General features: G+C 64.7%; 15 protein-coding genes. 10 read left to right on the top strand and 5 right to left on the bottom strand.

Features of this window, described 5'->3' with window-relative positions; genetic code table 11:
* Positions 1-75: 75 nt before the first annotated feature.
* The 8 genes from eno to lpdA all read left to right on the top strand — a co-directional run bounded on the left by eno (position 76) and on the right by lpdA (position 7,850).
* Complete coding sequence (gene eno, locus E4341_RS09700; RefSeq protein ID WP_165116912.1) at positions 76-1,353, top strand: phosphopyruvate hydratase; 1,278 nt, start codon at positions 76-78, stop codon at positions 1,351-1,353.
* 138 nt (positions 1,354-1,491) lie between these two features.
* On the top strand, positions 1,492-1,791 hold the full coding sequence (locus E4341_RS09695; RefSeq protein ID WP_017504845.1) for a septum formation initiator family protein: 300 nt from the start codon (positions 1,492-1,494) through the stop codon (positions 1,789-1,791).
* 134 nt (positions 1,792-1,925) lie between these two features.
* On the top strand, positions 1,926-2,954 hold the full coding sequence (gene pdhA, locus E4341_RS09690) for a pyruvate dehydrogenase (acetyl-transferring) E1 component subunit alpha (protein ID WP_039243674.1): 1,029 nt from the start codon (positions 1,926-1,928) through the stop codon (positions 2,952-2,954).
* A gap of 3 nt (positions 2,955-2,957) precedes the next feature.
* On the top strand, positions 2,958-4,337 hold the full coding sequence (locus E4341_RS09685; protein ID WP_165116910.1) for a pyruvate dehydrogenase complex E1 component subunit beta: 1,380 nt from the start codon (positions 2,958-2,960) through the stop codon (positions 4,335-4,337).
* Positions 4,334-4,651 carry a DUF5076 domain-containing protein gene (locus E4341_RS09680; protein ID WP_165116908.1) on the top strand — a complete coding sequence of 106 codons (318 nt, stop codon included), beginning with the start codon at positions 4,334-4,336 and terminating at the stop codon, positions 4,649-4,651. The genes E4341_RS09685 and E4341_RS09680 overlap by 4 nt, the downstream gene beginning before the upstream one ends.
* The gene (locus tag E4341_RS09675; protein WP_165116906.1) at positions 4,651-5,949 is read left to right on the top strand and encodes a pyruvate dehydrogenase complex dihydrolipoamide acetyltransferase; all 1,299 of its coding nucleotides are present in this window, start codon (positions 4,651-4,653) and stop codon (positions 5,947-5,949) included. Before E4341_RS09680 ends, E4341_RS09675 begins: the two co-directional genes overlap by 1 nt.
* 15 nt (positions 5,950-5,964) lie before the next feature.
* Entirely contained in the window at positions 5,965-6,444 is a 480-nt protein-coding gene (locus E4341_RS09670) for a glutathione peroxidase (protein WP_066624773.1), read from the top strand.
* Complete coding sequence (gene lpdA / locus E4341_RS09665) at positions 6,444-7,850, top strand: dihydrolipoyl dehydrogenase (protein ID WP_165116904.1); 1,407 nt, start codon at positions 6,444-6,446, stop codon at positions 7,848-7,850. Before E4341_RS09670 ends, lpdA begins: the two co-directional genes overlap by 1 nt.
* A 61-nt stretch (positions 7,851-7,911) precedes the next feature.
* On the opposite strand, the gene E4341_RS09660 is transcribed toward lpdA, so the two are convergent.
* A complete protein-coding gene (locus tag E4341_RS09660) occupies positions 7,912-8,094 on the bottom strand; it encodes a DUF3606 domain-containing protein (protein ID WP_055753752.1) in 183 nt (60 codons plus the stop codon).
* Between the two features lie 33 nt (positions 8,095-8,127).
* Positions 8,128-10,503, bottom strand: coding sequence for an ATP-dependent helicase (locus tag E4341_RS09655; protein ID WP_165118681.1), 2,376 nt, complete (start codon positions 10,501-10,503; stop codon positions 8,128-8,130).
* A gap of 103 nt (positions 10,504-10,606) precedes the next feature.
* Here E4341_RS09655 and E4341_RS09650 point away from each other — a divergent pair, with 103 nt between their 5' ends.
* Positions 10,607-10,834 carry a hypothetical protein gene (locus E4341_RS09650; RefSeq protein ID WP_165116902.1) on the top strand — a complete coding sequence of 76 codons (228 nt, stop codon included), beginning with the start codon at positions 10,607-10,609 and terminating at the stop codon, positions 10,832-10,834.
* On the opposite strand, the gene E4341_RS09645 is transcribed toward E4341_RS09650, so the two are convergent.
* From E4341_RS09645 to E4341_RS09635, 3 genes are read right to left on the bottom strand one after another with little or no spacing between them, the layout of a single operon-like run.
* The gene (locus tag E4341_RS09645) at positions 10,815-11,534 is read right to left on the bottom strand and encodes an SIMPL domain-containing protein (protein WP_165116900.1); all 720 of its coding nucleotides are present in this window, start codon (positions 11,532-11,534) and stop codon (positions 10,815-10,817) included. The genes E4341_RS09650 and E4341_RS09645 overlap by 20 nt on opposite strands.
* Before the next feature lie 24 nt (positions 11,535-11,558).
* Positions 11,559-11,783 carry a ribbon-helix-helix domain-containing protein gene (locus E4341_RS09640; RefSeq protein WP_165116898.1) on the bottom strand — a complete coding sequence of 75 codons (225 nt, stop codon included), beginning with the start codon at positions 11,781-11,783 and terminating at the stop codon, positions 11,559-11,561.
* Positions 11,780-12,187 (bottom strand): YbaY family lipoprotein, encoded by a 408-nt coding sequence (locus E4341_RS09635; protein WP_165116897.1) that lies wholly within the window; start codon positions 12,185-12,187, stop codon positions 11,780-11,782. The genes E4341_RS09640 and E4341_RS09635 overlap by 4 nt, the downstream gene beginning before the upstream one ends.
* 106 nt (positions 12,188-12,293) lie before the next feature.
* Here E4341_RS09635 and E4341_RS09630 point away from each other — a divergent pair, with 106 nt between their 5' ends.
* Positions 12,294-13,178 (top strand): DMT family transporter, encoded by an 885-nt coding sequence (locus tag E4341_RS09630; RefSeq protein ID WP_165116895.1) that lies wholly within the window; start codon positions 12,294-12,296, stop codon positions 13,176-13,178.
* Positions 13,179-13,182: the final 4 nt, after the last annotated feature.

Genomic DNA, 13,182 nt, shown 5'->3' with positions numbered 1-13,182 from the left:
GTCGGCATTGGCGTTTGACGGGGAGGCGGCTAAACCGTCGGACCTCCCTTGCCCCTTGAGCCAAAGAGCCGAGCCATGACCGACATCGCCGACATCGTCGCCCGCCAGATCCTCGATAGCCGGGGCAATCCGACGGTCGAGGTCGATGTCACGCTGGAAGACGGTTCGTTCGGCCGCGCCGCCGTTCCGTCCGGCGCGTCCACAGGCGCGCATGAGGCGGTCGAACTGCGGGATGGCGACAAGGACATGTGGGGCGGCAAGGGCGTCCAGAAGGCGGTCGACGCCGTCAACGGCGAAATCTTCGACGCCCTGTCCGGCATGGACGCCGAGCAGCAGCGCCGGATCGACGAGGCGATGATCGAACTGGACGGCACGCCCAATAAGGGCCGTCTGGGCGCCAATGCGATCCTGGGCGTGTCTCTTGCCGTCGCCAAGGCCAGCGCCTTGTCGGCCAATCAGGAACTGTATCGTTATCTGGGCGGAGTCTCGGCCCGCGTCCTGCCGACCCCGATGATGAACATCATCAACGGCGGCGCGCACGCCGATAATCCGATCGACATCCAGGAGTTCATGATCCTGCCCACGGGCGCCGAGACGTTTTCGGACGCCGTGCGCATGGGCGCCGAAATCTTCCACGCCCTGAAGAAGCAACTGAAGGACGCCGGGCACAACACCAACGTCGGCGACGAGGGCGGCTTTGCGCCGAATCTGGCGTCGGCCGATGAGGCGCTGAGCTTCATCACCAAGGCGGGCCAGGCGGCGGGCTACCTCGCGGGCGAGGACTTCCACCTGGGCCTCGACGTCGCCTCGACCGAGTTCTTCAAGGACGGCAAATACGTCATGGCCGGCGAGGGCAAGACCGTCGATTCCGAAGGCATGGCCGCCTACTTGGTCGACCTGTGCGAACGCTTCCCGATCGTGTCGATCGAGGATGGCATGGCCGAGGATGACTTCGACGGCTGGCGCCTGCTGACTGAGCGCCTGGGCGACCGGGTCCAACTGGTCGGCGACGATCTGTTTGTGACCAATCCGGCGCGTCTGGCCGCGGGTATAGGCGAAGGTCTGGCGAACTCGATCCTGATCAAGGTCAACCAGATCGGCACCCTGTCGGAAACCATGGATGCCGTGGATATGGCCCACCGCGCGGGCTACACCGCTGTGATGAGCCACCGGTCGGGCGAGACCGAGGACTACACCATAGCCGACCTGGCCGTGGCGACCAACTGCGGGCAGATCAAGACCGGCTCGCTGGCCCGTTCCGACCGGGTGGCGAAGTACAACCAGTTGCTCCGCATCGAGGAAATGCTTGGCGACCAGGGCGTCTATTTCGGCGACGGCATGCTGCTGAAATAGAGATCGGAAATGTCGGCGGAGAATCAGCATTTTCCGCCGACAATCTTATGGTCAAGCTACATTTCGTTAGGCATTTTCGGGCACGGTTTCTGAACTGTGTTTTCGCGCTCAGAAGGAGCGTCTCAAGTGCCCGAACGGATGAAACCTTACCGCCTGTCCCTCGCCCTGTTGCTGCTTCTGGCCTATCTTGGGGTGCAGGCGCTGACGGGCGAGCGCGGACTGTTGAGCGGGTCGTCTCGCGACGCCCTTCTGGGGCAACGCGAGGACCAGCTGGCGCATCTGACCGAGCAACGCCGCGATCTTGAGACGCGAGTTCGCTATCTGCGCACCGACAGCCTGTCTCGCGACCTTCTGGAAGAGCGCGCGCGCGCCGTCCTGGGTTTCTCCGACCCGCGCGACTATGTGATCCGCGTCTCGGCCCCGGCCGCCCAAGGCTAAGCCACCTTCACCACTTGAACTATTGTTACAGGGCGACCCGCACCCCTTTGCGTTACCGGAAGGAAGGCTGCTAAAGCCCCTTTCCGTAACGATAAGAAGGCGTCGGTTCTCGGCGCCTAGCCGGGAGATACCGGATGGCGAAAGCCCCAGCCAAATCCGCTCAGACGACCACGCCTGACAAACTGCCCAATACGCCGACGGCGTCCAAGGAAGACCTTCTGCGCTTCTATCGCGAGATGGTCCTGATCCGCCGCTTCGAGGAGCGCGCGGGCCAGCTGTACGGCATGGGTCTGATCGGCGGCTTCTGCCACCTGTACATCGGCCAGGAGGCCGTGGCGGTCGGCGTTCAGGAGAGCGTCAAACAAGGCCACGACAAGATCATCACCGGCTATCGCGACCACGGCCACATGCTGGCCGCCGGCATGGATCCGAAGGAAGTCATGGCCGAACTGACCGGCCGCAGCGGCGGTTCGTCCAAGGGTAAAGGCGGATCGATGCACATGTTCGACGTGCCGACCGGCTTCTACGGCGGTCACGGCATCGTCGGCGCCCAGGTGGCTCTGGGCACTGGCCTGGCCTTCGCCGGCAAGTATCGCGGCGACGATTCGGTGGCCTTCGTCTATTTCGGCGACGGCGCCTCGAACCAGGGGCAGGTGTACGAAAGCTTCAACATGGCGCAGCTCTGGAAGCTGCCGGCTATCTACATCATCGAGAACAACCAGTACGCCATGGGCACGAGCATCGAACGCTCGTCCTCGACGACCGAACTGTATCAGCGCGGCGCCAGCTTCGGCATTCCGGGCGAGCAGGTCGACGGCATGGACGTGCTGGCCGTGCGCGACGCCACGGCGCGTGCGGTGAAGCGCGCCCGCGAGGGCGGCGGTCCCTTCATTCTGGAAGTGAAGACCTATCGCTATCGCGGTCACTCGATGTCAGACCCGGCCAAATACCGGACCAAGGAAGAGGTCGACGAGGTCAAGAAGACCCGCGACCCGATCGATCACCTGAAGACGCTGCTGTCGGCCGCCAATGCGACCGAGGACGAGCTCAAGGCCATCGACAACGAGATCAAGGCGATCGTCGCCGAAGCTGTTCAATTCGCCCAAGAGAGCCCGGAACCCGATCCGTCCGAGCTCTATACCGACGTCTACGTGGAGGCCTGATCCGTGACCGACATTCTGATGCCGGCGCTGTCCCCCACGATGGAAGAGGGCACGCTGACCAAATGGCATATCAAGGCGGGCGACACCGTGTCGGCCGGCCAAGTGATCGCCGAGATCGAAACCGACAAGGCGACGATGGAAGTCGAGGCCGTGGATGAAGGCGAAGTGCTGGAAATCCTGGTCGCCGAAGGCTCCGAGAACGTGAAGGTCAACACGCCGATCGCGCGTCTGGCCGGCGAAGATGGCGCAGCGGCGCCCGCGCCGAAGGCTGACCCCGCGCAGGGCGAAGCTGAGACGCCCAAGGCTGCGGCCGAAGGCAAGACCGGCGATCCGGAAAAGGCGCCAGCCCAGACCGCGACGCCCAAGGTCGAACTGCGAGACCCGGAAATCCCGACCGACGCCAAACTGGTCAAGACGACCGTGCGCGACGCCCTGCGTGACGCCATGGCCGAAGAGATGCGCCGCGACGATCGCGTCTTCCTGATCGGCGAGGAAGTCGCCCAGTATCAGGGCGCCTACAAGGTCAGCCGCGACCTGCTGCAGGAGTTCGGCGATCAGCGCGTCGTCGATACCCCGATCACCGAGCACGGCTTCGCCGGCCTGGGTGTCGGCGCCGCCATGTCGGGTCTGAAGCCGATCGTCGAGTTCATGACGTTCAACTTCGCCATGCAGGCGATTGACCACATCATCAACTCGGCCGCCAAGACGCTCTATATGTCGGGCGGTCAGATCCGCGCGCCAATCGTGTTCCGCGGCCCGAACGGCGCGGCTTCGCGCGTCGGCGCCCAGCACAGCCAGGACTACTCGGCCTGGTACGCTCAGGTGCCGGGTCTGAAGGTCATCGCGCCCTATGACGCGGCCGACGCCAAAGGCCTGCTGAAAGCCGCCATCCGTGACCCGAACCCGGTCGTCTTCCTCGAACACGAGATGATGTACGGCCTGGAGTTCGACGTGCCGGAGGTCGAGGACTATGTCCTGCCGATCGGGAAGGCCAAGGTCCGTCGCGAAGGCCAGGACGTCACCATCACCGCCCACAGCCGCATGGTCGGCTTCGCCCTGCAGGCCGCCGAGAAGCTGGCGGAGGAGGGTATCGAGGCCGAGGTGATCGACCTGCGCACCCTGCGCCCCCTGGATCACGAGACCATCGTCGAGAGCGTCAAGAAGACCAACCGCCTGGTCTCGGCCGAAGAGGGCTGGGGTCCGATGGGCGTCGGCGCTGAGGTCGTGGCCCGTGTCATTGAGCACGCCTTCGATTATCTGGATGCCCCGCCGCTGCGCGTGCACCAGGAAGACGTGCCGCTGCCCTACGCCGCCAATCTGGAAGTGCTGTCGTTGCCGGGCGTGGACAAGATCATCGCCGCCGTGAAAGAGGTGATGGCATGACCGAGGCATCGGAGTTCATGCTGACGACGCCAGACAGCGTCGCTGCTGACCCCGCAGCCATTGAAGTCCTCCGGATGTGGTGGTCGAAAGACGAGCCGGTGATGTCCGTCAAACCGGCCTTCAACGATCCCATACAGTTCGGTCGGCTGCTGGCCTATGCGGCGCGACACATGGCGCATGGTTATGCCGTGCGTCATCAACACGATGAAACCGCGGCCTACCACCGCATCCTCGAAGGTCTCAGCGAAGTGGTGAAGGCGAATGACGTCCGCACTGTCGCCGAACCGATCGCGCCAACCGGGGGGAACGCTTGATGACCGACATCCTGATGCCGGCCCTGTCTCCGACGATGGAGGAGGGCGTTCTGGCCAAGTGGCACGTCAAGGTCGGGGACGTCGTCTCCGCCGGAGACGTGATCGCTGAGATCGAAACCGACAAGGCCACGATGGAAGTCGAGGCCGTGGATGAGGGCGAAGTCACTGATATCCTGGTCGCTGAAGGCACGGAAGGCGTGAAGGTCAATACGCCCATCGCCCGCCTGAAGGACGAGGGCGGCGCGGCCGCACCCAAGCCGGCTGAAAAGTCGGCTGCAAAAACGGAAGCCCCCAAGGCCGAGGTCGCTCCGGCTGCTGCCGAGGCGCCCAAGGCGGCTACGCCTGCGGCTCCGGCGCCCGCGGCGCCGAAGTCGGACAGCGGAGATCGCATCTTTTCGTCGCCGCTCGCTCGACGTATCGCCGCTCAGAACGGCGTCGATCTGAAGTCGATCAAGGGCACCGGTCCGCATGGTCGCATCGTCAAGCGCGACGTCGAGGCCGCCGGCAAGGCGTCGGCCCAACCGGCGACCGCCTCTTCGGCGTCGCCCGCCGCGACCGCAGCCGAGCCGCGCAAGGCGCAGTCGCTGGCGCAGATGGGCATTCCGGACGGCAGCTACGATCTGATCCCGCTGGACGGCATGAAGAAGGCGGTGGCGCGTCGGATGGTCGACAGCGTCCAGAATGTGCCTCACTTCCCGCTGTTCATCGACTGCGAGATCGACCAGCTGATGGCTGTGCGCGCCAAGGTCAACAAGATGCTGGAGCCGCAGGGCATCAAGGTGTCGGTCAACGACTTCGTCATCAAGGCCGCCGCCCTGGCCCTGAAGATGGTGCCGGAGGCCAACGCCTCCTACACGCCCGAAGGCATCGCCATGCACCACAACGCCGATGTCTCCATGGCGGTGGCGATCGACGGCGGCCTGATCACCCCGATCATCAAAAAGGCCGAAACCAAGGGTTTGGCGCAGATCGCGACCGAATCCAAGGACTTGGCCAAGCGCGCCCGCGACCGCAAGCTCAAGCCCGAAGAGTTCCAAGGCGGCACCTTCTCGGTGTCCAATCTGGGCATGTTCGGCATCAAGCAGTTCACCTCGATCATCAATGAGCCGCAGGGCTGCATCATGAGCGTGGGCGCGGGTGAACAGCGCGCAGTCGTCAAGAACGGTCAGGTCGTGCCGGCCACGGTCATGACCGTGACCCTGACCTGCGATCACCGTGTGGTGGACGGCGCGACCGGCGCCCGCTTCCTGCAGGCGTTCAAGCCGCTGATCGAAGATCCCGTCGCGATGCTGGCCTAAGGGGAGGGTGAGGTCATGACCTCGGTCTATGACTTCTCCGCCCGCGCCATCGACGGCACGGACGTTTCGCTCGATCGCTTCCGCGGTCAGGCGCTGCTGATCGTCAATACGGCGTCCAAGTGTGGCTTTACGGGGCAGTACGACGGCCTCGAAAAGCTGCACCGCGCGTTCGCTGATCAGCCGTTCGAGGTGTTGGGCTTTCCCTGCAACCAGTTCGGCGAGCAGGAACCGGGCAAGGCGGCGGAAATCGCCGCCTTCTGCGCCACCAGTTTCGACGTGACCTTTCCCCTCTTCGACAAGGTGGAGGTCAATGGACCGAACCGACATCCGCTTTACGCCTGGTTGACCGAACAAAAGCGCGGCTTCCTGGGCTCCAAGGCCATCAAGTGGAACTTCACCAAGTTCCTGACCGACCGCGAGGGCAGGGTGGTCGCCCGCTATGCCCCGCAGACTGAACCCGAGGCCATCAAGGCCGACATCGAGAAGTTGATCTAATGGCTGCTGAATTCGATCTCGTCGTCATCGGCTCGGGCCCCGGCGGTTACGTCGCGGCCATTCGCGCCAGCCAGTTGGGCCTGAAGGTCGCGATCGTCGAGCGCGAGAACCTGGGCGGCATCTGCCTGAACTGGGGCTGCATCCCCACCAAGGCCCTGCTGAAGTCGGGCGAGAAGTTCGAGAGCCTAAGCCATCTGAAAGAGTACGGCCTGTCGGCCTCCGGCGCGTCGTTCGACTTCGACGCCATCATCCAGCGCTCGCGCGGCGTGGCCAAGCAGTTGAATCAGGGCGTCGGTTTCCTGATGAAGAAGAACAAGATCGAGGTGATCGAAGGTTCGGCCAAGCTGGAGAAGGGCGCCGCCGCGCCCAAGGTCGTCGTCGCCCTGAAAGCGGGCGGTTCGCGCGCGCTCGAGGCCAAGTCTGTGATGCTGGCCGTCGGCGCCCGCGCTCGCGCCCTGCCGCAGATCGGGCTGGAAGCCGACGGCGATCGCATCTGGGCCTATCGCGAGGCCATGGCGCCGAAATTCATGCCCAAGTCGATCGTCGTGATCGGTTCGGGCGCCATCGGCATCGAGTTCGGCAGCTTCTATCGCGCCCTAGGCTGTGACGTGACCGTGGTCGAAGCCGTGGATCGCATCATGCCGGTCGAGGACGAAGAGGTCTCCAAGGCGGCTCAGAAGTCGTTCGAAAAGCGCGGCATGAAGTTCAAGCTGGGCGCCAAGGTCACCAAAGTCAGCAAGGACGCCAAGGGCGTGAAGGTCGCCGTGGAGATCGGCGGCAAGGCCGAGACCTTGGAGGCCGAGGTCTGCATCTCCGCCGTGGGCATCACCGCGAACACCGACGGCATCGGCCTGGAAGAACTGGGTCTGGAAATGGACCGCGGCCACGTCAAGATCGACGGCCACTGCCAGACCAACGTCAAGGGCCTGTACGCCATCGGCGACTGCGCCGGCGCGCCCTGGCTGGCGCACAAGGCGTCGCACGAAGGCATCCACGCCGCCGAACACATCGCCGGCTACAAGACCCCCAACGTCCATTCGCCCATCGCCGGCTGCACCTATGCCCAGCCGCAGGTGGCCTCGGTCGGCGTCACCGAACAGGCTGCGCGCGCCGAGAAGCGCGACGTGAAAATCGGCCGCTTCCCGTTCCGCGTGAACGGCAAGGCGATCGCCTCGGGCGACACCGACGGTTTCGTCAAGGTGATCTTCGACGCCAAGACCGGCGCCCTGATCGGCGCCCACATGATCGGCCACGAGGTCACCGAAATGATCCAGGGCTATGTCACCGCCATCACGATGGAGGCCACGGAAGAAGACATCCACGGGATCGTCTATCCGCACCCGACGATGTCGGAGGCCATGCACGAAGCGGCGCTGGACGCCTATGGGCGTGTGATCCACATCTAAGGCAGAGACCGAAACGGCCCCGGAGTGCTCCGGGGCCGTTTCTCGTTTCAGGCAGGCGGCGTCAGCGCTTCTTGCCCAATTCCGCCGCGATATCCTTGGTCATGCGCCCAACCTTGCGGTGGGCGGCGGTGATCTGGTCCTTGGTTACGCCCCAGCGTTTCATCCAGTATTCGACCGACTGACGTTCCGACAGATCAATGCGATCCTTGTCGATGAAGCCGCGCTTGTCCTTGAGGCCCGCCATCTTTGGCTCCATTCGTTGCGTTAGAGCGCCGGGTTAGGCCTTCTCGACAAAGCTGTCGATCACGCGCTTCTCCCCGGCCTTTTCGAACTCGACCAGCAGTTTGTTGCCTTCGATGACGCGCACGTTTCCGTACCCGAACTTCTGGTGAAAGACGCGTTCGCCCTTTTTCCAGCCTGAGCTGGATTTGGGGTCGGCGGTGGCGATCAGTCGGCCGTCGCCTTCGATGACGGCCTTGCGCGCCGGTATCTTGGCCGGGGTCTGGGCGGCGGTGAAGGATTGGGCGCGTTTCCAGCCGGGGGAGGAATAACCGCTGCCGAAAGATGGCGCGTCGTCCCAGCGGCTTTTTGCCTCCTTCATGCCGGTCGAAGCGCCGTAATAGCCGGTGTCGGATTGGGGATCGACGTGGGCGATAGGCAGTTCGTCGACGAAGCGGCTGGGCAGTTGGGAGGTCCAGCGTCCATAGACCAGCCGGTTGGCGGCGAAGGAGATGCGGGCGTCCTGCTTGGCGCGTGTGACGCCGACGTAGGCCAGACGGCGTTCCTCCTCGAGACCCTTCTCGCCCTTCTCATCGATGCTGCGCTGGCTGGGGAAGACGCCTTCTTCCCAGCCCGGCAGGAAGACCAGCGGAAACTCCAGTCCCTTGGCGCCGTGCAGGGTCATGATCTGGACCGCCCCGTCGCCGTTGGGATCGTCGCTGGTCGCGCGCTCCAGATCCATGACCAGAGAGACGTGCTCAAGATAGGCTTGCAGCGTCTCGAACTGCTGCATCGACTGGGTCAGTTCCTTCAGGTTCTCCAGGCGGGTCTGGCCGCTGGTGCGGTCGGCCTTCTGCATGTCGGTATAGCCGCTCTCCTCCAGCACCGTCTCCATGACCTGCCAGTGGGGCGTGGTCTCGGACAGTTGGCGCCAGCGGTCGATGTCGCGCACGAAGTTGGACAGGGCGGTGCGGGTGCGGGCCTGAAGCTCGTCGGTATTGATCAGGCCCCGCACGGCGGTCAGGGCCGACAGGTCGTGTTGGCGGGCCAGTTGCAGGATTTTCTGCACGCTGGTGTCGCCGATGCCGCGTTTGGGCACATTGACGATCCTTTCGAAGGCGAGGTCGTCGTCTTCCGACAGGATCAGGCGCAGATAGGCGTGGGCGTCGCGGATCTCGGCGCGCTCGAAGAAGCGCGGCCCGCCGATGACGGTGTATGGGATGGCCAGCATGACCAGGCGTTCTTCAAAGGCGCGCATCTGAAACGAAGCGCGGACCAGAATGGCCATGTCCTTGTATTTCAGGCCCGGTTCGCCAGCGTGGGGACGCCGCGCGGTCTCGATCTCGTCGGCGATCAGCCGGGCCTCGGCCTCGCCGTCCCACACGCCGCGCACCCGCACCTTGTCGCCGCTGTCGTCCTCGGTCCACAGGGTCTTGCCAAGCCGGTCGCGGTTGGCAGCGATCAGGCCGGACGCCGCCCCCAGGATATGACTGGTCGAGCGATAGTTACGCTCCAGCTTGACGATCTTGGCGCCGGGGAAGTCGCGCTCGAAGCGCAGGATGTTGTCTACCTCGGCCCCGCGCCAGCCATAGATCGACTGATCATCGTCGCCGACGCAGCAGACGTTGCCTGTCGAGGCCGTCAGCAGCCGCAGCCACAGATACTGGGCGACGTTGGTGTCCTGGTATTCGTCCACCAGGATGTAGCGGAACCGACGGCGATATTCCTCAGCCAGGTCCGCATGCTGCGACAGGATAGTGATGTTGTGCAGCAGCAGATCGCCGAAGTCGCAGGCGTTCAGGCTGCGCAAGCGCGCCTGATAGGCGGCGTACAGACCCTGACCCTTGCCGTTGGCGAAGTCCTCGCCCGGTGGCAGCTTGTCCGGCGTCCAACCGCGGTTCTTCCAGTGATCGATCAGGCCGGACAGCGACTTGGGCGTCCAGCGTTTGGTGTCGATGTTGGCCGCTTCCAGCAGCTGTTTCAGCACTCGTTCCTGGTCGTCGGTGTCCAGGATGGTGAAGCTGGATTTCAGACCGACCAGTTCGGCGTGGCGACGCAGGATCTGGGCGGCGATGGAGTGGAAGGTGCCCAGCCAGCGCAAACCTTCGGCGGAGGGGCCGATCAGATGCGTGATGCGCTCGCGCATTTCGCGCGCGGCCTTGTTGGTGAAGGTGACGGCCAGCAGCTCCCACGGCTTTGCCCGGCCTGTCGCCAGAATGTGCGCCAGCCGTGTCGTCAGCACGCGCGTCTTGCCCGTGCCGGCGCCGGCAAGCACCAGCACCGGCCCCTCGGTCGTCTCGACCGCCTCGCGCTGCTCCGGATTCAGCCCCTTCAGATAATCGCGCGGCGCCTCGCCCTCGGGCGCACGAGCGCGCGCGAGGTCGGAAATACGGGGGGCGGGAAGATCAGTCACAGGCGCAAAAATATCCGTCAGTCAGAATCGAACCGGAACATAAGGGGACCGCGCGGCAATGTCAGGGCCGCCGCCACAATGAAACCTCGGAACCCGGCGGATCGACGGCCGGTTCCTAGGTGCGATGCAGCAGAACACTGACAAAAGGGACGCGGCGTCACACCGCAAACCACGCGGCAAGAAGGCCGGGTGGTGGGCCTTCGTTCTGGGCATGGTCGGAATGTTCGTGATCCTGGCCGTCTGGGTCGTGTTGGTCGAGATGGGTCAAGATCCGCACGCCGACGTCGATTTCATCGGGCGACCGCAATCCTCCGACGCCGGACCTCCCGAGACTACTTCAGACTATAGGTGATGGTCGTAACGACCCGGATCTTCTTGTCGATGGAGGCGGCTTCGTCGCCGGCTGCGCCATCGCGCGGCAGGATTTCGAACGAGCCCTGGGTGGCCTGACGGATCGGGCCCAAGGGCGTTCCGCTGTCCTTGGCGAACTGTTCCGCCCCGGTGCGCGCCGCCGCTGTACCCTCGGCGATCATTTGCGGGCGCACGTCGTTCAACTTGGTGAATATATAGGACGGACCCTGGAAGTCCTGCAGCACCACGTCCTGACGCACCAGATCGTTGAGCAGTCGCGTCGTTGCCTGAACTCGGGCGACATCGCTGGTCCGCACGATCACCGTCTGAGCCAGGATGAAGCGTGGACCGCCGTTCTGGGCGGCGTATTCTCGCGACCGGGTGTCGGCCACCTCCAACCGGCCCAAGTCGATGGCCTGGGCAGGGTAGCCCTGGGCGGTGAGGAAGCGGCGGACCAGCGCCAGATCGCCGTCGATCTTGGTTTGAACTTCCGAAAGGACATCGCCCGAGGCCGTGAAGCGTAGCGGCAGGACGGCAAGGTCCGCTTTCACATTGCGTTCGGACAGGCCGCGCACCGTCACGGTGCGGTCGCCGGCGCGCGCGTGAATGACGCCCTGACCGATCAGGGCGCCGGCGCCGATGAAGCCGACAGCCAGAAGACTGCCGACCACGGCGGCTGGAAGCAGACGATTGTCGGACATGGTCAGGTCTCCGTTAGATCGAAGCTACGCCGGTCTTCCATGATCCGCCACCCAGTCCAGCGCCAGCAGGCGACAGGCGGAGGCGAGGGGGCGTCGGCCGCGACCGGCGTCAATTTCAGCCAGGAGCTGAGCCTTGCTGAGGCCGCGGGCAGCCGCGATCCGGTCCAACACGGCCCAGAACTCCGGCTCCAACGCCACCGAGGTGGCATGGCCGGCCAAAGCGACCGAACGTTTGCTGAGGCTGCTCAACGCGCGGACTTCAGCATGATCTCGGCCGAGGCGGGGGCGCCGTTCGTCAGGATCGCGTGGCGGGTGTCTGTGACGAAGACCAGGGCGCCGGCCGCGTCGCGAATCTCGGCGCGCGCGGCATAGGTATGGCGCGGATCGATCTGAGACGTGGGAAAGCCAAGGGTGACGCGATAGGGCGGGGCGCCGGTCAGCGGCTCTCGTGTTTCGGCGAGAACCTTGGCGGGAGCGTCGGCCAGACTGACATCCTCAACCCTGACGGTCAGGACATGGCCGGGCGGCAGCATGATCCGTTCGCGATAGGTGGCGGTCACGTTTACGACCGTCGTTCCGGTCGTCATGTCCGGGGTGACGGCGCAGGCAGCCAAGACCAGAGCGGCGGGCAGGATCAGGGGGGCGTTTCGCATGGCGATCTCCTTCGAGGCGTCCAGTGTGTCACACTCAGGCGCAAGACGTGAGGGCGCGTGGCGTTAGGGCGTGTTATGCGGGCCGTCCACCGTCGGAGATCAGCCTTTGAGCCGCCCCTTTGCGATTGCTGCGATCGCCATTTGCGCCCTGATCTGGGGCACGACCTGGTACGCGATCACCCTGCAGCTGGGGCCGGTTGATTCCATCGTCTCGATCGTCTGGCGGTTTGGTCTGGCGTCGGCGGTCCTGTTCGCCTTCTGCGCCGTGACGCGACGGCCGCTGCGTCTGACGCGCAGCCAGCATCTGGCTGCCATCGGACAGGGCGCCTTCGTTTTCGCGGTCAGCTATGGCTTCGTCTATGCGGCGGAGGGGCAGGTGGCTTCGGCCGTGGTCGCGGTGATCTTCGCCGCCCTGGCCTTTGTGAACCTGATCCTGTTTCGGCTGCTGGGCGGACAGAAGGCGGCGCCAGCGGCGTGGATCGGCGCCGTACTGGGCGTCATGGGCGTCGGGGTCTTGTCCTACGGCCAGATCACGGCGGCCGGCGCTGGGCTCAATCCGGGGCTGGGCGTCCTCTTCGCGCTAACCGCTGTACTGGCTTCGGCGCTCGGCAACTGGTTCGCCTGGAAGGGACAGCAGGCGGGCGCGCCCGTTATGGCCGCCACGTCCTGGGCGATGGCCTATGGCACAGCGATGTTGGCGCTGTACGGCATGTCGACCGGCGTGACGTGGCGGATTGAGCCGACGCCGGACTATGTCCTGTCGCTGCTTTATCTCTCGCTGTTCGGATCGTTGATCGCGTTCGGCTTGTACTTCACCATCGCGCGCCAACGCGGCTATGCCCTGGCCAGCTACATCTCAGCTCTGACGCCGCCCATCGCCATGCTGGTGTCGGTGCTGTTCGAGGGGGCGCGGTTCGGCTGGAGCGCCCTGATCGGACTGGCGCTCGTGCTGGCGGGGCAGGTCATGCTGATCCGCGCGCCCAAGGCCTGAGCCG

Source organism: Brevundimonas sp. 'scallop' (genome assembly GCF_011045535.1).
In the GTDB taxonomy this organism is placed as follows: domain Bacteria; phylum Pseudomonadota; class Alphaproteobacteria; order Caulobacterales; family Caulobacteraceae; genus Brevundimonas; species Brevundimonas vesicularis.
This window is presented reverse-complemented; position numbering and strand designations above follow the sequence as displayed.